The sequence below is a fragment of the Streptomyces sp. NPDC020845 genome, from assembly GCF_044334165.1.
Lineage (GTDB): Bacteria > Actinomycetota > Actinomycetes > Streptomycetales > Streptomycetaceae > Streptomyces.
The window spans coordinates 569,653-589,488 of sequence record NZ_JBIRSJ010000002.1 but is presented as its reverse complement, the minus strand read 5'-3'; the positions used below and the strand labels follow the sequence as shown (position 1 = coordinate 589,488).

Annotated in this window: 18 protein-coding genes; 10 read left to right on the top strand and 8 right to left on the bottom strand. The window is 71.4% G+C overall.

Features of this window, described 5'->3' with window-relative positions; genetic code table 11:
• Nucleotides 1-38 precede the first annotated feature (38 nt).
• Complete coding sequence (gene map, locus ACH4U7_RS06545) at nucleotides 39-896, bottom strand: type I methionyl aminopeptidase (protein ID WP_398526864.1); 858 nt, start codon at nucleotides 894-896, stop codon at nucleotides 39-41.
• 73 nt (nucleotides 897-969) lie between these two features.
• Between map and ACH4U7_RS06540 the strand changes: the two genes are divergently transcribed.
• Complete coding sequence (locus ACH4U7_RS06540) at nucleotides 970-1,224, top strand: hypothetical protein (protein ID WP_398526863.1); 255 nt, start codon at nucleotides 970-972, stop codon at nucleotides 1,222-1,224.
• 446 nt (nucleotides 1,225-1,670) lie between these two features.
• Here the strand turns inward: ACH4U7_RS06540 and ACH4U7_RS06535 are convergent, their stop codons facing one another.
• The 3 genes from ACH4U7_RS06535 to ACH4U7_RS06525 all read right to left on the bottom strand — a co-directional run bounded on the left by ACH4U7_RS06535 (nucleotide 1,671) and on the right by ACH4U7_RS06525 (nucleotide 3,981).
• Nucleotides 1,671-2,996: an MFS transporter gene (locus tag ACH4U7_RS06535; RefSeq protein WP_398526862.1), complete on the bottom strand. Its 1,326-nt coding sequence runs from the start codon at nucleotides 2,994-2,996 to the stop codon at nucleotides 1,671-1,673.
• 97 nt (nucleotides 2,997-3,093) lie between these two features.
• The gene (locus ACH4U7_RS06530) at nucleotides 3,094-3,729 is read right to left on the bottom strand and encodes a hypothetical protein (protein ID WP_398526861.1); all 636 of its coding nucleotides are present in this window, start codon (nucleotides 3,727-3,729) and stop codon (nucleotides 3,094-3,096) included.
• Nucleotides 3,730-3,783: 54 nt separating this feature from the next.
• The gene (locus ACH4U7_RS06525) at nucleotides 3,784-3,981 is read right to left on the bottom strand and encodes a DUF5708 family protein (protein WP_398526860.1); all 198 of its coding nucleotides are present in this window, start codon (nucleotides 3,979-3,981) and stop codon (nucleotides 3,784-3,786) included.
• 217 nt (nucleotides 3,982-4,198) lie between these two features.
• On the opposite strand from ACH4U7_RS06525, the gene ACH4U7_RS06520 reads away from it, so the two are divergent.
• From ACH4U7_RS06520 to ACH4U7_RS06495, 6 genes are all read left to right on the top strand, one after another.
• Nucleotides 4,199-5,320, top strand: a complete 1,122-nt coding sequence (locus ACH4U7_RS06520) for an exo-alpha-sialidase (RefSeq protein WP_398526859.1) — start codon at nucleotides 4,199-4,201, stop codon at nucleotides 5,318-5,320.
• Nucleotides 5,317-6,672 (top strand): ABC transporter substrate-binding protein, encoded by a 1,356-nt coding sequence (locus ACH4U7_RS06515; RefSeq protein WP_398526858.1) that lies wholly within the window; start codon nucleotides 5,317-5,319, stop codon nucleotides 6,670-6,672. The genes ACH4U7_RS06520 and ACH4U7_RS06515 overlap by 4 nt, the downstream gene beginning before the upstream one ends.
• Nucleotides 6,669-7,643, top strand: coding sequence for a carbohydrate ABC transporter permease (locus ACH4U7_RS06510; protein WP_398526857.1), 975 nt, complete (start codon nucleotides 6,669-6,671; stop codon nucleotides 7,641-7,643). Before ACH4U7_RS06515 ends, ACH4U7_RS06510 begins: the two co-directional genes overlap by 4 nt.
• The gene (locus tag ACH4U7_RS06505; RefSeq protein ID WP_385622660.1) at nucleotides 7,640-8,581 is read left to right on the top strand and encodes a carbohydrate ABC transporter permease; all 942 of its coding nucleotides are present in this window, start codon (nucleotides 7,640-7,642) and stop codon (nucleotides 8,579-8,581) included. The genes ACH4U7_RS06510 and ACH4U7_RS06505 overlap by 4 nt, the downstream gene beginning before the upstream one ends.
• A gap of 42 nt (nucleotides 8,582-8,623) precedes the next feature.
• Nucleotides 8,624-9,352, top strand: coding sequence for an NADPH-dependent F420 reductase (npdG, locus tag ACH4U7_RS06500; protein WP_398526856.1), 729 nt, complete (start codon nucleotides 8,624-8,626; stop codon nucleotides 9,350-9,352).
• Between the two features lie 77 nt (nucleotides 9,353-9,429).
• The gene (locus ACH4U7_RS06495) at nucleotides 9,430-9,633 is read left to right on the top strand and encodes a hypothetical protein (protein ID WP_398526855.1); all 204 of its coding nucleotides are present in this window, start codon (nucleotides 9,430-9,432) and stop codon (nucleotides 9,631-9,633) included.
• Between the two features lie 19 nt (nucleotides 9,634-9,652).
• Here the strand turns inward: ACH4U7_RS06495 and ACH4U7_RS06490 are convergent, their stop codons facing one another.
• Entirely contained in the window at nucleotides 9,653-10,435 is a 783-nt protein-coding gene (locus ACH4U7_RS06490; RefSeq protein ID WP_398526854.1) for a site-2 protease family protein, read from the bottom strand.
• Between the two features lie 185 nt (nucleotides 10,436-10,620).
• Between ACH4U7_RS06490 and ACH4U7_RS06485 the strand changes: the two genes are divergently transcribed.
• Nucleotides 10,621-14,052: an AfsR/SARP family transcriptional regulator gene (locus ACH4U7_RS06485; RefSeq protein ID WP_398526853.1), complete on the top strand. Its 3,432-nt coding sequence runs from the start codon at nucleotides 10,621-10,623 to the stop codon at nucleotides 14,050-14,052.
• 60 nt (nucleotides 14,053-14,112) lie between these two features.
• On the opposite strand, the gene ACH4U7_RS06480 is transcribed toward ACH4U7_RS06485, so the two are convergent.
• The 3 genes from ACH4U7_RS06480 to panB all read right to left on the bottom strand — a co-directional run bounded on the left by ACH4U7_RS06480 (nucleotide 14,113) and on the right by panB (nucleotide 17,103).
• Entirely contained in the window at nucleotides 14,113-14,940 is an 828-nt protein-coding gene (locus tag ACH4U7_RS06480) for an ABC transporter permease (RefSeq protein ID WP_398526852.1), read from the bottom strand.
• Nucleotides 14,941-15,079: 139 nt separating this feature from the next.
• Nucleotides 15,080-16,093: an ATP-binding cassette domain-containing protein gene (locus ACH4U7_RS06475; RefSeq protein ID WP_398526851.1), complete on the bottom strand. Its 1,014-nt coding sequence runs from the start codon at nucleotides 16,091-16,093 to the stop codon at nucleotides 15,080-15,082.
• A 119-nt stretch (nucleotides 16,094-16,212) separates the two neighbouring features.
• Nucleotides 16,213-17,103, bottom strand: a complete 891-nt coding sequence (gene panB, locus ACH4U7_RS06470; protein ID WP_398526850.1) for a 3-methyl-2-oxobutanoate hydroxymethyltransferase — start codon at nucleotides 17,101-17,103, stop codon at nucleotides 16,213-16,215.
• Nucleotides 17,104-17,316: 213 nt separating this feature from the next.
• On the opposite strand from panB, the gene ACH4U7_RS06465 reads away from it, so the two are divergent.
• Together ACH4U7_RS06465 and ACH4U7_RS06460 are read left to right on the top strand one after the other, a co-directional pair.
• Nucleotides 17,317-18,942: an MFS transporter gene (locus ACH4U7_RS06465; RefSeq protein ID WP_398526849.1), complete on the top strand. Its 1,626-nt coding sequence runs from the start codon at nucleotides 17,317-17,319 to the stop codon at nucleotides 18,940-18,942.
• Nucleotides 18,939-19,688, top strand: a complete 750-nt coding sequence (locus ACH4U7_RS06460) for a TetR/AcrR family transcriptional regulator (RefSeq protein ID WP_398526848.1) — start codon at nucleotides 18,939-18,941, stop codon at nucleotides 19,686-19,688. The genes ACH4U7_RS06465 and ACH4U7_RS06460 overlap by 4 nt, the downstream gene beginning before the upstream one ends.
• Nucleotides 19,689-19,836 lie beyond the last annotated feature (148 nt).

Genomic DNA, 19,836 nt, shown 5'->3' with positions numbered 1-19,836 from the left:
GATTCGTAAGCTGAGAGTAAAAAATGTGTAATACGCCCCTACGGCAGGGTCAGAATCTCCGCGCCCGTGTCGGTCACCACGAGCGTGTGTTCGAACTGAGCCGTCCGCTTCCGGTCCTTGGTGACGACCGTCCAGCCGTCGTCCCACATGTCGTACTCGTAGGTGCCCAGCGTCAGCATCGGCTCGATCGTGAAGGTCATCCCCGGCTTGATCTCGGTGGTGTGATGAGGGCTGTCGTAGTGCGGGACGATCAGGCCGGAGTGGAACGACGAGTTGATGCCGTGGCCGGTGAAGTCGCGGACCACGCCGTAGCCGAAGCGCTTGGCGTACGACTCGATGACACGGCCGATGATGTTGATACGGCGGCCCGGCTTGACCGCCTTGATCGCGCGGTTCAGGGACTCCCGGGTGCGCTCCACCAGCAGCCGCGACTCGTCGTCCACCTCGCCGCACAGATAGGTGGCGTTGGTGTCGCCGTGCACCCCGCCGATGTACGCGGTCACATCGAGGTTCACGATGTCGCCGTCGCGCAGCACGGTCGAGTCCGGGATGCCGTGGCAGATGACCTCGTTGACGGAGGAACACAGCGACTTGGGGAAACCGCGGTAGCCCAGCGTCGAGGGGTACGCGCCGTGGTCGCACAGATACTCATGCGCCACCCGGTCCAGCTCGTCCGTGGTGACCCCTGGCGCGATCCGGCTCGCGGCCTCCGCCATCGCCCGCGCGGCGATCCCGCCCGCGATCCGCATCCGCTCGATCGTTTCGGCGTCCTGCACCTCGGACCCCGTATACGGCGTCGGGCCCTCTTTGCCGACGTACTCGGGGCGGGGGATCGAGGCGGGGACCGGGCGGGTGGGAGAGAGCTTTCCCGGGACAAGAAGCGACTGGCCAGACATGTCAGCGAGTGTATCGGCGGCGCATCGGGCAGCATGGCGGGAAACAGGGAGAGAAGAGGGCGGGAGGGCCGCGATGGCGCTGTTCAAGAAGCGGGCCGCGGGGAAACCGGGCGAGTGGTACTACTGCATCAAGCACCAGAAGGTCGAGGAAGGCCCGGAATGCCGGGCCGCCGACCGGCTGGGACCCTACCCGACCCGCACCGAGGCGCAGCACGCGATGGAGCTGACCGCGGAGCGGAACGCGGAGTGGGAGACCGACCCGCGATGGCGCGATGAGCCCACGCGGGGCGAGGACACGTCGGGCGAGGGCCCGCGGGGCGCGGGCTGACCGCAGCGGGCCGACGACGCGCCGAAGCCGCGCGCCGCAGGCCCGCTGCGGTCAGCCCCTTCCCGACCCGTATGTCCGTGGCGAGGCGCGGCTCCGCTACATGGGCCCGCCTGCGCTTACGGGACCGCGCCCCGCCGGGCGGTGCCCCGGACCGCGTCGGGGCGGGCGCTGGGCCGGGTCGGGCTCGCGCCCGGATGACCCGTGGGCCGCGCCTGCCCGCCGGGCCGCGGTCCTGCGGCCTGCCGTGCCGTACTCGGCTGCGCCGTGGTCCCGTGCCCTGCCGCGGCGCACCTGGCGGCGCCGCGGCCTACGCCGCCGCGCCCGGCCTTGCGCGGGCGGGGCCGCGCCCCGCCGGGCGGTGCCCCGGACCGTGCCGGGGGGCGCTGGGCCGGGTCGGGCTCGCGCCCGGATGACCCGCGGGCCGCGCCCGCCCGCCGGGCCGCGGTCTACGCCGCCGCGTCGGCCACCCTCGCGCTCGCCGTCTCGCGTCGCTCGCGGACGTGGCGCGCGTGTTCGTCTGTCCTCGCGTCGTATGTCATGAGCTTAGGCAGGGTCAGCGCCAGCAGGCCGATGGAGGCCACGCAGGCCAGGCCGCCCGTCCACACTGAGGCCCGGACGCCGACCAGGCCGGCCATGCCGCCGGCCCGGACCTGGCCCAGCTGTGGGCCCGTCGCGTACGACAGCAGCTCGATGCCCGCCAGCCGGCCCCGCAGCTCGTCGGGGATCGTCTGGTTCCACATCGTCGAGCGGAACAGCCCGCTGACCATGTCCGCCCCGCCCGCCACCGCCAGGCACAGCAGCACCAGCCAGACGTTCGGCAGCCATCCCGCCACGGCCATCGCCGCGCCCCACAGCGCCGCGCTGAGCACGACCATCCGGCCGTGCCGGTGCACCCGTGAGGCCCAGCCGCTGGTCACGCTCACCGCGATGGAGCCGACCGACCCGGCCGCGTACATCAGGCCGAGCGACCAGGGCGCGTCCAGTTCGTCGGCGAGGAAGGGGAAGATCGCGTTCGGGAAGGCGAACAGCATGGCCGCCATGTCCACCGCATACGTGCCGAGCAGTTCCTTGCGCCGCCAGGCGTAGCGCGCGCCCTCGCCGATCGCCCGCAGCGACGGCTTCTCCGCGTCGTGGGCGGGTGCCGCAGGCTTGAGGCCGAGCCCGAGGAGGATCGAGACGGCGAAGGTCAGCAGGTCCAGGCCGTAGGCGAAGGGCAGCCCGGCGTACGCGACGACGATGCCCGCGAGCGAGGGGCCCGCGACGGCGGACAGCTGCCAGCGGAGCGCGCTCAGCGCGGCGGCCGCGGTGAGCTGGTCGTGCGGGACGATGCGGACCGTGATCGAGTCGAGGGCCGGGCGCTGTAGCCCGGTGAGCGCGCTGGTCAGGGCGGCCACGACGTACAGCGGCCACAGCATGGGGTCGGGCAGCAGGCTGTTGGCCAGCAGCAGCGCCGACAGCAGGCCCAGGCCCGCCTCGGTGAGCAGGATCAGCTTTCGGCGGTCGACGGCGTCGGCGAGCGCCCCGCCGTACAGGCCGAAGACGATGAGCGGCACCAGCTCGACCGCGCCGATCGCGCCGACGGCGAGGGCCGACCCCGTCAACTCCTTGATCTGCAGCGGCAGCGCCACCATGGTCAGGAAGGTGCCGAAGGACGTCACCAGGCCCGCGGTCCACAACAGGCGGAAGTCGCGGGAGGAGCGCCAGGGCGCGAGATCGGGCAGCAGGGCGCGCCAACGCGCCCCCGGCGGCGGGGGATGCGGATCGTCCGTCACAAGGGGACATGCTCAAGCGCCGTCCGTGCCGCCCACAAACGAATTTTTCGCGCCATGCCGCTGCGCCATGCCGCTGCGGCGGGTCACTTCGCCGGGCCTACCACGGGGCCGGCGGCGGGTCCGTCAGCCGGTCGGCCAGCCGGGCGAGGCGGTCGCGGAAGCGGTGGCGGCCGCGCGGCGCGGGCAGGCCGTTCTCCCCGGCAGCCGCGCTGACCAGGTGCTGGAGGGTGTCCAGATCGAGGCCCGCGTCGGAAGGGGCGGCCAGCGCGTCATGTGCGAGGGCGTGCAGTTCGGCGTGGCCGCCGTCGAGGGCGAACACGGTGGCCCCGCTCCGGCGCGCACCGTGCACCCGCTCCAGCAGCCCGGCTCCCGGGGCGTCGGGCGCGACCACGAGCAGCGTCTCGCCGCGCCTGGCGTGCTCCAACCGGCCGAGGCCGACGGCCAGATGCGGGGGGGGAGCGCCGTCGGGGACCCGGTGGCGTACGAGGGTGGGGGACAGCTCGGGCAGTCCGGACCAGGCGGCCTCGTCGTCGAGGTGCGCGGCCAGGTGCCAGGGTTCGTACTCCTCGCTGCCGACCAGCAGCAGTCCGCCCCCACGCGACCCGCCCCCGCGCAGCCCACCCCCGCGCGGCTCGACCGAGGCCCGCAGGGATCCCGCGAACTGGCGGGTGGCCCGCAGCCATTCGGTCCCGGCGAGCACATCGCGCAGCAGCGCGACCCGTACGGCGTCCATGGCACCGGGATCCTGCCGGGCCGCGCGGGGCGGTGGGGGCGATTCGGGCCGGTCTCACCCCTTTGAGCGTTGTCCGCCCAGGCTCAAGTACGAACCGTAGAGCAGCTGGGCGCCACCCCAGCACATCATCACGACCCCGATCTTGGTGAGGGTCACGACGGGGAGCTCGATGTCCCCGGTGAACAGCCACAGCGCCAGCCCGATGACGAGGGTGACGCCCCCTTCCAGGAGCTGCTTGTAAGCGTTGGTCATAACGCGACGCTATGAGCCGCCGGCTGACGGAACCTCCGCCCGGCGGAGGAAATCGGTGGCGGCTCCCTGCATCTTTCGACGGATCCGCCGCTAAGTGTTCATGTGCCGTCCCTTGACGCTCTGTGAGGCGAACCCTAAGGTCGCCGGACACAAGGGACGTCCTACGTCCGGTCATTTTGGCGGCGGCACTCGATTGCAACGGGGCATCGGAGGTCGGATGGCAAGCGGTGTGGCAGCGCGCGCGTACGAGGTCTCCGTGCCGTTCCGGGCAGGAGCCGACGGGTATGCGAGTTACCGCATTCCGGCGGTGGTGGCGACGGCCGCCGGGACGCTCCTGGCCTTCGCCGAGGGGCGGGTGGGGTCCTCCGCCGACCACGGCGACATCGACCTCGTCCTCAAGCGTTCGGCTGACGGCGGCCGGACCTGGGGGCCCTTACAGGTCGTCGCCCAATACGGCGACGGCACGGCCGGGAATCCGGCGCCCGTGGTCACCGCCGGCGGCCGGATCGTCCTGGTCCATGTGACCAGCGCCGCCACCGCCACCGAGACCCTGATCCGGCTTGGCGAGGTGTCCGCGGCCGACGGGCGGCGGGTGTGGGTGACGCACAGCGACGACGACGGGGCGAGCTGGAGCGCGGCCCGGGAGATCACCAGCGAGGCGAAGCGGCCGGAGTGGCGCTGGTACGCCACCACGCCCGGCCACGCCCTGCGGTTACGCCACGGCTCCTGGCCGGGCCGGATCGTCGTCCCCGGCAACCACTCGACGCCGCCGACCGTCGCCGGGGACACCGGGGCCGAGGGGAAGTACGACGGCGGACACGATCTGCTCAGTGACGACGACGGAGCCACCTGGCGGATCGGATACGTCGAGGACAACCCCGACGGATACATCAACGCGAATGAGACCACCGCGGCCGAACTCCCCGACGGCCGGATCTACTTCAACACCCGCAGCGACGCGAACGCGCCCGGAAACCGGGCCGACGCCTACTCGTCCGACGGCGGCGCGACCCTCACCAAGCCCTTCAGGCCGCAGGCCGGGCTGGTCGCGCCGGTCGTCGAGGGCAGCGTGCTGTATCTCGGCGACCCCGGGGGCCCGGACGTGCTGCTGTTCTCCGGGCCCGCCGACCCCGGCTACCGGGCCCTGATGACCGTACGGGCGAGCCGTGACGGCGGGGTCACCTGGCGGCCCGCGCACACCGTCGACGGGCTGCCGGCCGCCTACTCCGATCTGGTCAGGATCGATGACGCGACCGTCGGACTGCTGTACGAGACCGGCGACTTCAGTGCCTACTCGACGATCACCTTCCGGCGCATTCCGGTGAAGGAGCTGGTATGAGCAAGACGCACCACCACAGTTCTCACGGTCCCCTCCAGGCCCCCGGGCGGCGCGCTGTCCTGGGCGGCGCGGCCGCCGTGGCGGCCGGCTTCGCCCTCGCCGGCTGTGGCTCGGACGACGGGGACGACGAGCCCAAGGGCCGTAAGAAGGGCGAGAAGATCTCGCTGACCTTCTGGTCCTGGGTGCCGGGCATAGACAAGCCCGTCGACCTGTGGAACAGCAAGAACCCCGAGGTGCAGGTCAAGGTCGAGAAGGTCTCGGCCGTGGACGGCGCCCAGTACGCGAAGATGCATGCCGCGATCAAGGCGGGCAACCCGCCGGACCTCGGCCAGATCGAGTACCCGGTCGTGCCCAGCTTCCTCATCGACAACGGTCTGCTGGACCTCACCAAGTACGGGGTCGACAAGTACAAGGACAAGTTCGTCGGCTGGCAGTGGCAGCAGTCGGTGTTCGGCAAGGGGGTCTACGCCGTACCGCAGGCGTCAGGACCGATGGGCCTGTTCATCCGTCAGGACCTGTTCGAAAAGTGGGACATCGAGCCGCCCACCACCTGGGACGAGTACGAGGCGGCGGCCAAGGCGATCCGTAAGAAGGGCGCCTGGATCGAGACCTTCTCGGCGACCAACGGCAACCGCTTCGCGGGCCTGGCCTGGCAGGCCGGGGCGCGCTGGTTCGGCTCCGAGGGCGACACCTGGCTGGTCAGCATCGACGACGAGCCGACCCGTAAGGTCGCCGACTACTGGGAGGCGCTGGTCAAGCAGAAGCTGATCAAGACCATCCCGGACCGGCAGAACGCCTGGTACAAGGACGTCCAGACCGGTGCGATGGCCTCCTGGCTCGGCGCCAGCTGGGGCGACGCGCTGCTGGTCGGCAACGCCCCGAAAACCAGCGGAAAGTGGCGGGTCGTGCCCATGCCGCAGTGGAAGAAGGGCGACGGGGCCTTCGCCAACTGGGGCGGCTCCACCACGGCGGTCTTCGCCAAGAGCAAGTACCCCCAGGACGCGCTCAAGTTCGCGATCTGGCTCAACACCGACCCCGAGTCGATCAAGCTCCTTATCGACAACGGCTATGGCACCCCCGCCGCCAAACAGGGCTACACCACCTCCCAGCTGGATGTGCACAAGGACTTCATGGGCGGCCAGGAGTACAGCAAGGTGTTCGACGCCGCGAGCAAGGGCGTGGACACCAGCTGGCGCTGGGGCCCGGCCACCGACACCCTCTACCAGCGGCTCGGCGACGCCTTCACCGGGGCCCTCGGCGACGGCGGCTCCTTCCGGTCCGTACTGAAGAAGGTGCAGGGCGAGACGATCACCGATCTGAAGGAAAAGGGACTGCAGGTGAAGGCCGGGTGAGACGCCCCACCCACACGGAGGCCCGCAGCGCGCGGGCAGCGGCCGGGTTTCTGCTGCCCTTCCTCGCGCTGTTCCTGCTGTGCTTCATCGCGCCCATCGGCTATGCCCTGTACGAGAGTCTGCTGAAGGTCGAGCGCACCGGCGCGCTCGGCCTCGGCGGCGAGACCAAGGAAGTCTGGGCCGGCCTCTCCAACTACACGCACGCACTGGAGGACGACCGCTTCACCGCCGGATTCGGGCGGGTGCTGCTGTTCGGCGCCGTCCAGATCCCGGTGATGATCGTGCTGGCCACCGGGCTCGCGCTGCTGCTGGAGGCGGCCTCCGCCCGCTGGGTCGGCTTCTTCCGGACGGCCTTCTTCCTGCCGTACGGGGTGCCCGGCGTCATCGCCTCGATCCTGTGGGGCTTTCTCTACGTACCGGGCATCAGTCCCCTGGTGGAGATGGCCCACTCCGCGGGCTGGGACGTGGACTTCCTGTCCCGCTCCACCGTGCTGTGGTCCATCGCCAACATCGTGACCTGGCAGTTCACCGGCTACAACATGCTGGTGCTGATCGCCCAGCTGAAGTCCGTGCCCGGCGAGCTGTACGAGGCGGCGCGTATCGACGGGGCCAGGGCCTGGCAGATCGCCTGGCACATCAAGCTGCCGCTGATCCGGCCCGCGCTCGTGCTGACCACAGTCTTCAGCATCATCGGCACCCTCCAGCTGTTCGCCGAACCCAAGGTGCTCAAACCGCTCAGCAACTCCATCGACTCCGGCTACACCCCCAATCTGGCCGCCTACAACGAGGCGTTCACCAGCAACAACCAGCACATCGCGGCGGCCGAGGCGGTGCTGCTCGCACTCGTCGCCTGCGTACTGTCCTTCAGCTTCCTCAGGCTCGTGGGACAGCGAGAGCCCAGCGGGTCCAAGGGGTCCAAGAAGTCCAAAGGGTCCAAGGGGTCCAAGGGGAAGGGCGGGACGAGCAGGTGAGCACCGAGGTCACCCAGCAGATCCCGGCGGACGGCACCCCGGCGCCGGGCACCGGGGCGAGCGAGTCGCGCCGCCCCGGCCGCCGCCGGGACGGCCGGCAGCCGCCGCTGCGCTACCGCATCATCACCCTCTCGCTGCTCGCCGTCGCGGCCGTCTACTTCCTGGTCCCGGTCTACTGGCTCGTGGTGTCGTCGACCAAGTCCAGCAGCGACCTCTTCGGCACATTCGGCTTCTGGTTCCACGATCCGCACCCCATCGACTATCTGCACCGGGTGCTGACCTACGACGACGGCATCTACGTCCGCTGGTTCGCCAACAGCCTGATGTACGCGGGCGTCGGCGCGCTCGCCGCCACCCTGCTGTCGGCCGCCGCCGGCTACGCCCTGGCCAAGTTCCCCTTCCCCGGGCGGGAGGGCATCTTCAACGTCATCCTCGCCGGGGTGCTCATCCCGGGCACCGCGCTCGCCCTCCCGCTGTATCTCCTCTTCAGCGAGATGGGGCTCGCCAACACCTATGCCGCGGTGCTGCTGCCCAGCGTGGTCAGCCCCTTCGGGGTCTATCTGTGCCGGATCTACGCGGCCGCCGCCGTGCCCGACTCACTGCTGGAGGCGGCGCGGATCGACGGCGCGGGCGAGGCGCGGATCTTCTCCACGCTGGGGCTGCGGCTGATGACCCCGGCGCTGGTGACCGTGTTCCTGTTCCAGTTCGTGCATATCTGGAACAACTTCTTCCTGCCGCTGGTCATGCTCTCGGACTCCGATCTGTACCCGATCCAGCTGGGGCTCACCTCCTGGCAGGGGTACGCGGACCGGCAGCCCGAGCTCTACCAGTACACGGTCGGCGGCGCCTTCCTGTCCGTACTGCCGCTGATGGTGCTGATGGGGGTCCTCCAGCGGTACTGGCGCACCGGGCTCACGGAGGGCAGTGTCAAGGCGTGACCGGGGCGTGTCCGCGTCATCGGGCGTGTCAGTATCGCTGTCATGACTTCTACTGCTGCTGGTGACGCGACTCCTGCGAAGAAGGCCCCCGCCAAGGACCCTTGGGATCTGCCCGATGTGTCCGACCTGGTCGTCGGCGTGCTCGGCGGCACCGGCGACCAGGGGCGCGGGCTGGCCTACCGGCTGGCCCGGGTGGGCCAGAAGGTGATCATCGGCTCCCGGGCCGCGGAGCGGGCGCACACCGCGGCCGAGGAGCTGGGCGGCGCGGAGTACGGCATCGAGGGTGCGGAGAACGCCGAATGCGCGCGGCGCAGCGATGTCGTGATCGTCGCGGTGCCGTGGGAGGGCCACGGCAAGCTCCTGGAGGCGCTGCGCGAGGAGCTGAGCGGCAAGCTCGTCGTCGACTGTGTGAACCCGCTCGGCTTCGACAAGAAGGGCGCCTACGCGCTCAAGCCCGAGGAGGGCAGCGCCGCCGAGCAGGCCGCGGCCCTGCTGCCCGATTCGCGGGTGACCGCCGCCTTCCACCATCTGTCGGCGGTGCTGCTGCAGGACCCCGCGGTCGAGCGGATCGACACGGATGTGATGGTGCTGGGCGAGAGCCGCGCCGACACCGACCTGGTGCAGGCGCTGGCGGCCCGGATCCCCGGGATGCGGGGCGTATTCGCGGGGCGGCTGCGCAACGCCCACCAGGTCGAGTCGCTGGTCGCCAATCTGATCTCGACGAACCGCCGCTACAAGGCGCACGCGGGTCTGCGGATCACCGACGTCTGACCGGGGCCACGGACCGCAGGCTCGGGGCATGGGGGACAATGTCGGGACTGACACACCCCCGGACAGGAGCCGACCCCATGCCCCGACTGGCCCTCTACGCCCTCGCCGTCTGCGTCCTCGCCGTCGTCGCGGCGGTCGTGTCCTTCGCACGGGGCAGCTGGATCGGCGTCGTGTGGATCCTGCTCGCGGGCATCTCCTCCAATATGACCTGGTACTACCTGCGCAAGGCCAAGATCGACCGGGCCGTCGCGGAGGAGGGCGCCCGGGAGGCCGCGGCGTGAGTGAGCCGGGGCTATTGGTCTAGTACGGCTGGGGCTCGCCCTTCCAGAAGCGGAAGAACTCCTGGCCCCAGTACGTCTCCCACTCCGAGATGCCCAGCGCCCGCATCACCGCGTCGATGGCGTCGAAGAAGACCGTGTTGACCTCCGGTATCCACAGCACGCCGAACACCGCGATCAGGCCGAACGGAGCGTACGGCTCCACCTGCCGCCGTACGCGGTACGACAGCCACGGCTCGATCACCCCGTACCCGTCGAGCCCCGGGACCGGGAGAAAGTTCAAGATCGCGGCGGTGACCTGGAGCATCGCCAGGAACGCGAGCGCGTAGCGGAACACCTCGGGCACACCGTCCACGCCGAGCCAGAACGGCGCGGTCAGCACGATGGCGAACGCGACATTCGTCAGCGGTCCGGCGGCCGAGATCAGGCTGTGCTTCCAGCGGCCGCGGATGCGGTGCCGCTCGATGAACACCGCCCCGCCGGGGAGCCCGATGCCGCCCATGATCACGAAGAGCACGGGCAGCACGATGCTCAGCGCCACATGCGTGTACTTCAGCGGGTTGAGGGTCAGATAGCCCTTGGCGCCGATCGAGATGTCACCGCCGTGCAGCGCGGTGCGCGCATGGGCGTACTCGTGCAGGCACAGCGACACGATCCAGCCGGAGACCACGAAGAGGAAGACGGCGAAGCCGGGGCTCGCCGAGAAGTCCGTCCACACCGCCCATCCGGACACGCCCATGATCGCGACCAAGCCGAGGAACACGGGACTGATCCGCCGATTGCGGCGGCTGACTGCGGTGGCCATGCGTGAAGTCTCTCCGTGGGGGGTGCGGCTGTGCGGTCGGGGCGTGGTGCGCGGTGCACGGTGCGGTGACCGGGAAACGTCGATCGAGGTGCGGTGAGTTCCGGTGGCAGATGCTAGTAGGGCCTGTCGTCAAAGGGGGCGAACAGCTGAGCGGACCAGCCGCCGCCGTGCATGACAATAGGTCGGTGCGCTACGCCATACTCGGCACCACCCAGGCCCGACGCGACGACGGCACCCCCGTCGCGCTCGGCGGCACCCGTCTGCGCGCGCTGCTGGCCGTACTGGCGCTGCACCCCGGACGGGCGCACACCACCGGCGCGCTGATCGAGGAGATCTGGGACGCCGACCCGCCCGCCGACGGCAACGGCGCGCTGCAGGCCCTCGTCGGCCGGCTCCGCAGGGCCCTCGGCAAGGACGCCGTGCGCTCGGTCCCCGGCGGCTACCGGCTGTGCGCCGACCGCGACGACGTCGATCTGCACCGCTTCGAACGCCTCGTGGACGAGGGGGCCAGGGCCCTGGACGACGGCGACCCGGCCAAGGCCGCCGCCGTCCTCGACGACGCCCTCGCCCTGTGGCGCGGCCCGGCCCTCGCCGACCTCCCCGGCGGCGGCTCGGCGGCGGCCCGGGCCGAGGCCCGCCGGCTGGACGCCCGTCGCTGCCGTATCGCGGCCGACCTCGCCCTCGGCCGGGCCGACCAGGCCCTGCCCCAGCTCGCCGAGGACTGCGCCGCCCACCCCCTCGACGAGCCCCTGCACGCCCTGCGGATCCGCGCCCTGCGCGACGCGGGCCGTCCGGCGGAGGCGCTGACCGCGTACGAGGCGATCCGCGTCGAGATCGCCGAACGGCTCGGCGCGGACCCCGGACCCGCCCTGCGCGCGCTCCACGCCGAGCTGCTGGACCCGGCGGCGTCTGCCGTAGCCGCCGTATCTGCCGTATCCGCCGCGCCAGGGCCGGGTCCGGGGCCGGGCTCCGAGGGCGTGCCGACCCGGCGGCCGGATGCGCGGCCCGGGGTGCGGGGCGGCAATCTGCGGGCCCGGCTCACCAGCTTCGTCGGCCGTGAGACGGATCTCGGCATGCTGCGCGCGGACCTGGCCGGGCAGCACCGGCTCATCACCCTCCTCGGGCCCGGCGGGGCCGGGAAGACACGGCTGTCGCAGGAGGCCGCCGAATCGGTGGTGGACGCCTGGCCGGACGGCGTCTGGCTGGCCGAGCTGGCGCCCGTGGACGACCCGGGGACCGTGCCCGAGACGGTGCTCACCGCGCTCGGGGCGCGCCAGACCGTCATCCGCAGCACCGCCGCGGAAGGGCTGCGGGCCGCGACCGACCCGACCACGTTCGACCCGCTCGCGCGGCTCGTGGAGCACTGCGCGCCGCGCCGCATGCTGATCGTGCTCGACAACTGCGAACACCTCGTCGACGCCGCGGCCCGGCTCGCCGAGACCCTGCTCACCCGCTGCCCCGGCGTCACCCTCCTGGCCACCAGCCGGGAACCGCTGGCCGTCCCGGGTGAGCTGGTGCGCCCCGTGGATCCGCTGCCGGACCCCGTCGCGCTGCGGCTGCTCCAGGACCGGGGCGCGGCGGCCCGGCCCGGCTTCCGGGTCGACGACGACCCGGCGGCCTGCGCCGAGATCTGCCACCGGCTCGACGGTCTGCCGCTGGCCATCGAGCTGGCCGCGGCGCGGCTGCGGTCGCTCACCCCGCGTCAGCTCGCCGACCGGCTCGACGACCGCTTCCGCCTGCTGACCAGCGGCAGCCGGACCGTGCTGCCCCGCCAGCAGACGCTGCGCGCGGTCGTCGACTGGTCCTGGGACCTGCTCGACGAGCGGGAGCGCACCGTGCTGCGCCGGCTGTCGGTCTTCGCGGGCGGCTGCGACCTGGCCGCCGCCGAGGCCGTATGCGGAGACCCGAGCGACACGGGTGACCCGAGAGACCCGGGCGACCCGGGCGACGCAGGGGACGAAGTTGAGAGGGCCGGTGCGGTCGACCCCCTCGACGTCACCGCCCTGCTCGGCTCCCTCGTCGACAAGTCCCTGGTCGTCGCCGCCCCCGACACGGCGGGCGGGATGCGCTACCGGCTGCTGGAGACCGTCGCCGAGTACGCCGCCGAACGGCTCGAACAGGCCGGGGAGCGCCCGGCGGTGGAGCGGCGCCACCTGGTCGCCTACCGCGAGCTGGCCCGCACCGCCGACCCCCTGCTGCGCGGCCGGGAGCAGCGCGTATGGCTCGACCGGCTGGAGACGGAGCACGACAATCTGCGGGCCGCGCTGCGCCGCGCCGTCGCCGCGCGTGACGAGCAGGAGGCGCTGTGCCTGGTGCTGTCGCTCGGCTGGTTCTGGCAGCTGCGCGGCCACCGCGGCGATGCGCGCCACTGGTCGGCCGCCGCCGCGGCGCTCGGCCCCAACCCCTTCGCGCCGCCCGTGGCCCCGGCGCCCCCGCTGCTTGCGGCCTCCACGGACCGGCCGCCGCCCATGCCGCTCGATCTGCTCGAGGAGGCGCGGCGCGGGGTGCGGCTGATCGGGCTGGCCAATATCGAGGGCGATATGCGGAAGTTGGGCAGCGAGGAGGCGCGGCGCGAGCTGGAGGGGATCATCTCCGCGTACCGTCCGGGGCTGCCGCAGAACTGCCGCGTACCGGGCTTCATGTGGTTCTACGCCGTGCTGCTCACGGGCGACTTCACACTGCTGCGGGGGATCGTCGACGAGGGGGTGCGCAGCTGCCGGGAGCTCGGCTACGAGTGGGAGACCGCCCTGATCCTCCAGCTGCGCGCCAAGATCCTGGGCGACCGGGTGGAGGACACTGCCGAGGCGCGCCGGGCCGCTGACGAGAGCCTGGAGATCTTCACCCGGCTCGGGGATGTGTGGGGCGTGGCCGAGGCCCTGTCCGGCCGCGGCGAGTTGCTGGAGCAGCGTGGTGAGAGCGAGGCGGCCGCCGCCGACTATCGCGCGGCGATCGGCTGTGCCGAGCAGCTTGGCGCGCTGTCGCAGGTGTCGCTGCTGCGGGCCCGGCTGGCCGGGGTGATGATCGAGAGCGGGGTGGCGGCGAAGGTCGCCGAGGGCGAGCGGATCCTGCGCGAGGTGGTGGAGCAGGGGCAGCATATGGAGGCCGAGGCGCTGGCGTACGCCCGGCTGCATCTCGCCATGCGGTGCGGCAACAGCGGAGCCACCCAGGAGGCGCGGGACCACCTGGAGCATGTGCTGGCGGTGTTCGACCAGCGCGCGCTCGACCTCTTCCACGGGCTGGTGGAGGGGCTGCTCGGCTGGCTGGATCTGCTCGAAGGACGGCCCGAGGACGCCCTGTTGACGCTGCGGGGAGCCCTGGCCAAGGGCAGCGACCCGCTGGCCCGGATGATCGCGCCGCAGATGCAGATCGTCAACGTCCTGGTCGGCGCCCGGGCGCTGGCCGCGCTGGGCGACGCTGAGCATGCCGAGACCGCGGCGCGGCTGGTCGGCGCGTACGACGCGCTGCGGCCGACCGGTTATCTCGTCCCGACCATGGAGGTCACCAACCGCGAGCGGACGGTGGCCGCGGCGCGGGACCGGCTGGGCGAGGCGGCGTACGAGCGGGCGTACGCCGAGGGCGGCGGCCTGTCCCTGGAGGAGGCCACCGCCCTCGTATGAGGCGGCTCGTATAAGGCCGCTCGTATGAGACGGCGGGTGCCGCGGGTTGCTGCGCGCGGTTCAGGTCTTGTTGCGGAACTTCGCCACCGCCAGCGGCGCGGTGACCAGCGTGATGGCCAGCGCCCAGATCACGACCATGGTCACCGGATGCGCCACCGCCCCATGACCGCTGGTCAGCGCCCGGGCCCCGTCGGCGAGTTGGGACAGCGGGTTGTACTTGGTGAAGGACTGCAGCCACCCCGGCATGGTCGACGTCGGGGCGAAGATGGACGAACCGAACTGCAGCGGCATGATCACGAGGAACCCCAGTCCCTGCACGGCCTGAGGGGTCTTCAACGACAGGCCGAGCAGCATGAATATCCAGGTCAGCGAGGAGCCGAAGAACAGGGCCAGGGCGACCGCGGCCAGCAGCTCGGCCGGCCCGGTCTTGAGGTCGAACCCCATGATGAAGCCCATGATCAGCAGGACGACGGTGGACACCAGCATCCGGCCGGTCTCCACGATCAGCTTGGCGATCAGCACCGAGGAGCGGGCGATGGGCATCGTCCGGAACCGGTCCATGACGCCCTTGTTGAAGTCGTCATTGACGCCGGTGCCGACCGACATCGCGATGTTCAGCCCGCCCATCGCCATCATCCCGGGGATGAAGTAGTTCACATAGGCGTTCCGGTCGCCCTGCGCCACCGCGCCGCCGAAGACGTACACGAACAGCAGCGAGAAGACGATCGGCATCAGCAGGGCGTCGAACATCGACTCCGGGTCCTGCTTGATCTGCAGCGCGTTGCGCCGCACCAGCGCGCCGATATGGCGCAGATTGGCGCGCAGCCCGATCCGGCCCTCTCCGGGCAGCGCCTTCACGGGCGCGGAACTCACCGTCGCGGCGCTCACGCTGTGACCTTTCCGTTCGCCCCGCCGCGGTAGCGGCTGCTCGTGACATCTGCGGCTCCGCCGCGGGCACTGTCGCCCACTCGGCTCAGAGGTGCGGGCATCGTTGTTGTCGGCAGGCCGGTGGCCTCGTGTGCGTCGCTCACGCCGCGACCTCCTCAAGTGCGTCGTGCGTATCGGAGAGGGACGTCTTCTGACCGGTGATGGCCAGGAACACCTCGTCCAGGCTGGGCAGATGGGTGTCGATCCCGGAGATCGCGAAGCCGCGCTCGCCGAGCAGGCCGATCACGGCGGTCAGCTGCTCATCGCTGATGATCGGCACATTGACCAGGCCCTCTTCCACATCCGCGGTCGCGCCGCTGACGCCGTCGAGCCCCGCCTGGGCGATGGCGCCGACCATGCGGTGCAGCTCCTCCGGATCGGTCGGGCGGATCTGCAGGGTGCGGCCGCCGACCTTGGCCTTGAGCTCGTTGACCCGGCCCTCGGCGATGACCTTGCCCTGGTCGATGACCGTGAGGTCGTCCGCCAGCTGCTCGGCCTCCTCCATGTACTGCGTGGTGAGCAGGACCGTGGAGCCCTCGGAGACCATCCGCTTGACCTCGTCCCACACCTCGTTGCGGGTGCGCGGGTCCAGACCGGTGGTCGGCTCGTCCAGATAGAGCACGGAGGGCTGGCCGATCATGGACGCGGCCAGGTCCAGCCGGCGGCGCATACCGCCGGAGTACGTGCGCGCCGCCCGCTTGGCCGCGTCGGTGAGGGAGAACCGCTCCAGCATGGCGTCCGCCCGCGCGCGGGCGTCCTTACGGGACAGATCGAGCAGCCGCCCGATCATGTACAGGTTCTCCCAGCCGGAAAGCTTCTCGTCGACCGAGGCGTACTGCCCGGTCAGCCCGATCGTGCGGCGCAGCTGCCGGGGCTGGCGCACCACGTCGTACCCGGCCACCACCGCGGTGCCGGCGTCCGGCACCAGCAGGGTGGACAGGCAGCGGACAAGGGTGGTCTTGCCCGCGCCGTTCGGCCCGAGCACGCCGAGGACGGTGCCCTCGGGCACGGTCAGGTCCACTCCGTCGACGGCTTTCGTGTCGCCGAAGTGTTTGACCAGCCCCCGCACTTCGACGGCGTTGCCGCCGCTGGTCGTGTGTTCGTATCGCGTCATACCGCCACGATGACAGCCGCTACCGACAACCCACCGACAAGCCGCAGACATACAGCAGACAAGCGGCAGACAGCCCGCCGACGGGGGAAGATCGGCGGGCTGTCGGCGTGCCGCGGTGGCTAGTGGAAAGTGTGCTCCGCGGCCGGGTAGGCGCCGCCGACGACATCCTCCGCGAAGGCGCGCGCCGCGTCTCCGAGAGTCTGGCGCAGCTGCGCGTACTGCTTGACGAAACGCGGCACGCGGCCGCCGGTCAGACCCGCCATATCGGTCCACACCAGGACCTGTGCGTCGCAGTCGGGCCCGGCGCCGATGCCCACGGTCGGGATGTGCAGCGAGTGGGTGACCTCGGCGGCCACCTCGGCCGGGACCGTCTCCAGCACGACCGCGAAGGCGCCCGCGTCCTGTACGGCCTTGGCGTCCCGCAGCAGCTGCTGCGCGGCCTCCTCACCGCGCCCCTGCACCGGGTAGCCGCCGTAGGCGTTGACGGACTGCGGGGTGAGGCCGACATGGGCCATGACCGGGATGCCGGACTGGACCAGCAGCTCGATCTGGTGGGCGGAGCGCTCGCCGCCCTCCAGCTTCACCGCGCCCACCCCGGCCTCCTTGAGCAGCCGGGTGGCGCTGCGCAGCGCCTGCACCGGGCCTTCCTGGAACGAGCCGAAGGGCAGATCGCCGACGATCAGGGCGCGCTTGGTGCCCCGTACGACGGCGGCGGACAGGATGGTGATCTCGTCCATGGTGACCGGCACGGTGGACTCGTAGCCGAGGTGGCAGTTGCCCATCGAGTCGCCGACCAGCATGACCGGGATGCCGGCCTCGTCGAAGACGGAGGCGGTCATCGCGTCATAGGCGGTGAGCATGGGCCACTTCTCGCCGCGCTCCTTGGCGGCCGCGATATCGCGGACCGTGATACGCCGGGACCCCTTCCCTCCGTACAGCGCCTTTCCGGCCTCGGGGGGGCCGGTCCCGCTGCTGTCGGGCTGTTTCCCGGCAGGGCTGACGTGCGTCATTGCAACGCTCCTGTTCGTCATCTCGAGGCGCCCTCACGGCGTCCCCGGACCACCCCCATGCTGGCACGCGGTGCCGCCGGGCGAAAGTGGGCCCTCAGCCGGGCCCGCTCTACCCCGCTCGGCGTGCGCGAGACCGTAAAGGCGGGTAAAGGCTCGCAAAGACTTTCTAATACGAGACGGTTCCGTATCGGAACGCGACCTAGCCTGGGGCATATGGCATCCCCCTCCGACACCCAGGGCGCCCCCGCCGTGAGCGGCGTCCCCGAGGCGATCCACCGCAGACGGTGGGCGATCCTGGTCGTGCTGATGCTCAGCGTCCTGGTCGTCGTCCTCGACAACTCCATACTCAACGTGGCGATGAAGACCATCGCCTCGCCCAAGCCGACAGGGCTCGGCGCCGGCCAGAGCCAGCTGGAATGGGCGATCAACTCCTACACCCTCGTCTTCGCCGGGCTGCTGTTCACCGCCGGTCTCCTCGGCGACCGGCTGGGCCGTAAAAAGGTGCTGCTCAGCGGCATGGTGATCTTCGGCATCGGGTCGGTGCTCGCCGCGTACTCCAGTACGCCGGGCGAACTGATCGGCTACCGGGCGCTGATGGGCCTGGGCGCGGCGCTGGTGATGCCCGCCACCCTCGCCATCCTGGTGAACGTCTTCGAACGCGACGAGCAGCCCAAGGCCATCGGCATCTGGACCGCGGCCGTCGGCCTCGGCATCGCGATCGGCCCGATCACCGGCGGTGTGCTGCTCGAGCACTTCTGGTGGGGCTCGGTCTTCTTCGTCAATGTGCCCGTCGTCATCATCGCGCTGATCGCGATGTCGCTGCTGGTCCCCGACTCCAAGGACCCGGCGCCCGGCCGGCTCGACCCCGGCGGTGTGCTGCTGTCGGTCGTGGGCCTGGTGCTGCTGGTGTACGGCATCATCAAGGGCGGCCAGCTCGCCGACTTCTCCGATGCGAAGGTGCTCGGCACGATCGCCGGCGGACTGGCGATCCTGGTGCTGTTCGTGGTGTACGAGAAGCGCAGCGACCACCCGGCAATTGATGTCTCGTACTTCCGCAAGCCCGCCTTCTCGGCCGCCATCGCCGCGATCGCGCTGGTCTTCTTCGCCCTGATGGGCGTCACGTTCTTCATGGTCTTCTACATCCAGAGCGTGCGCGGCTACAGCGCGCTGGAGTCCGGCCTGTTGATCCTGCCGCTCGCCGTCGCCCAGCTGATCTTCGCGCCGCGCACCCGGCTGGTCGTCGAGCGGTTCGGGGTCCGGGCGGTGTGCGCGGGCGGCATGCTGCTGGTGGCCGGGACCATGGCGGGGTTCACGCTGCTGGGGGTGGACACCCCCCTCGTGGTGATGGAGGTGCTCTTCTTCCTCCAGGGTGCGGGGATGGCCCACATCATGCCGCCCGTCACGCTGACGGTCATGCAGACGCTGCCGCGCCAGAAGGCCGGCTCCGGCTCGGCGCTCAACAACACCTTCCGCCAGGTCGGCGGCGCGCTCGGGGTCGCGGTGCTCGGCTCGGTGCTCTCCGCCACCTACCGCAACGGCATCAAGGACACCCTGGCGGCAGTCCCCGGGCTGCCCGACTCCGCGCGGCATGCGGCGGGGGAGTCCGTCGAGGCCACCCTCGGCCTCGCCGAGAAGCTGGGGCCCAAGGGCCAGGTGCTGGTCGGCCCGGCGCACGACGCCTTCGTCCACGCCATGCACATCACCGCGCTCGGCTCGGCGGCCGTCGCCCTCTTCGGCGCGCTGGTCGTGGTGGCCTTCCTGCCCGGCAAGGCCGCCGCCGAAGGCGAGCCCGGCGGCGACCGGCCGCGGGAGGGCGCGGGGGCAGGAGCGGGGCGATGACCGCGCGCGACGGGGCGTTGGCGGCTCCGGACGGGGCGTTGGCCACGCCGGACGGAGCGACGGCTGCCCGCGACGGGGCCACGGCCGCGCTGAACGGGGCCACGGCAGCCCGCCACGGGGCCACAGCCGCCCGCGACGGTGTGTCGGCCGCGCGCGACTGCGCGGGGCCCCGGCTGCCGGGGCGGCCGCGCAGCGCCGCCGTCGGCGCCGCGATCATCGAGGCCACGCTGCGGCTGATCGAGGAGGGCGCCACGATCGGCGAGCTGTCCATCGAGGGCATCGCGCGCGAGGCGGGGGTCGGCAAGGCCACCGTCTACCGCCGCTGGTCCGGCAAGGACGCGCTGATGATCGATGTGGTGCGCTCCCTGGAGGAGCCGAGCCGGCCGGCCCTCGGGGTCTCGGTCCGCGACGACCTGGTCACCATCCTGGAGCGGATGCGGCGACGTGGTCTGGCCAAGCGCAGCTCCGCACTGCTGCGCACCGTCCTCACTCAGATGCACGCCAACCGCAAGCTGTGGCGCGCCTATGAAGACCATGTGATAGCCGCCCGGCGCGAGGTGATGTACGAGGTGCTGCGCCGCGCGATGGCGAACGGCGAGATCCGCGCCGACCTCGATGTCGAGCTGATCGCCGATCTGTTCACCGGACCGATGCTGTCCCGCACGATTCTTCACGAACGGAAGGCGCTTCCGGAGGGACTGGCCGAGAACATCGTCGATACGGTGCTCGAGGGGGTGCGGACCTAAGGGCTGACACCCGCCGCCGCACGGCTGGTGACGCCCGCCGTCTTACGGCTGGTTTGTGCCCGTTGTGTCACAGTGGTCCCGCCCTCCCCCCAGAGCCGGAACCCGTACGCTCCCGGCGAACGTCCCCCCTACTGGGGCACTCGCCCGG

Excerpts from the sequence above, each read along its gene's own strand:
- map (WP_398526864.1), bottom strand. The coding sequence starts at position 896 with ATGTCTGGCCAGTCGCTTCTTGTCCCGGGAAAGCTCTCTCCCACCCGC.
- ACH4U7_RS06540 (WP_398526863.1), top strand. The coding sequence starts at position 970 with ATGGCGCTGTTCAAGAAGCGGGCCGCGGGGAAACCGGGCGAGTGGTAC.
- ACH4U7_RS06530 (WP_398526861.1), bottom strand. The coding sequence starts at position 3,729 with ATGGACGCCGTACGGGTCGCGCTGCTGCGCGATGTGCTCGCCGGGACC.
- ACH4U7_RS06525 (WP_398526860.1), bottom strand. The coding sequence starts at position 3,981 with ATGACCAACGCTTACAAGCAGCTCCTGGAAGGGGGCGTCACCCTCGTC.
- ACH4U7_RS06520 (WP_398526859.1), top strand. The coding sequence starts at position 4,199 with ATGGCAAGCGGTGTGGCAGCGCGCGCGTACGAGGTCTCCGTGCCGTTC.
- ACH4U7_RS06515 (WP_398526858.1), top strand. The coding sequence starts at position 5,317 with ATGAGCAAGACGCACCACCACAGTTCTCACGGTCCCCTCCAGGCCCCC.
- npdG (WP_398526856.1), top strand. The coding sequence starts at position 8,624 with ATGACTTCTACTGCTGCTGGTGACGCGACTCCTGCGAAGAAGGCCCCC.
- ACH4U7_RS06495 (WP_398526855.1), top strand. The coding sequence starts at position 9,430 with ATGCCCCGACTGGCCCTCTACGCCCTCGCCGTCTGCGTCCTCGCCGTC.
- ACH4U7_RS06490 (WP_398526854.1), bottom strand. The coding sequence starts at position 10,435 with ATGGCCACCGCAGTCAGCCGCCGCAATCGGCGGATCAGTCCCGTGTTC.
- ACH4U7_RS06475 (WP_398526851.1), bottom strand. The coding sequence starts at position 16,093 with ATGACGCGATACGAACACACGACCAGCGGCGGCAACGCCGTCGAAGTG.
- panB (WP_398526850.1), bottom strand. The coding sequence starts at position 17,103 with ATGACGCACGTCAGCCCTGCCGGGAAACAGCCCGACAGCAGCGGGACC.
- ACH4U7_RS06465 (WP_398526849.1), top strand. The coding sequence starts at position 17,317 with ATGGCATCCCCCTCCGACACCCAGGGCGCCCCCGCCGTGAGCGGCGTC.
- ACH4U7_RS06460 (WP_398526848.1), top strand. The coding sequence starts at position 18,939 with ATGACCGCGCGCGACGGGGCGTTGGCGGCTCCGGACGGGGCGTTGGCC.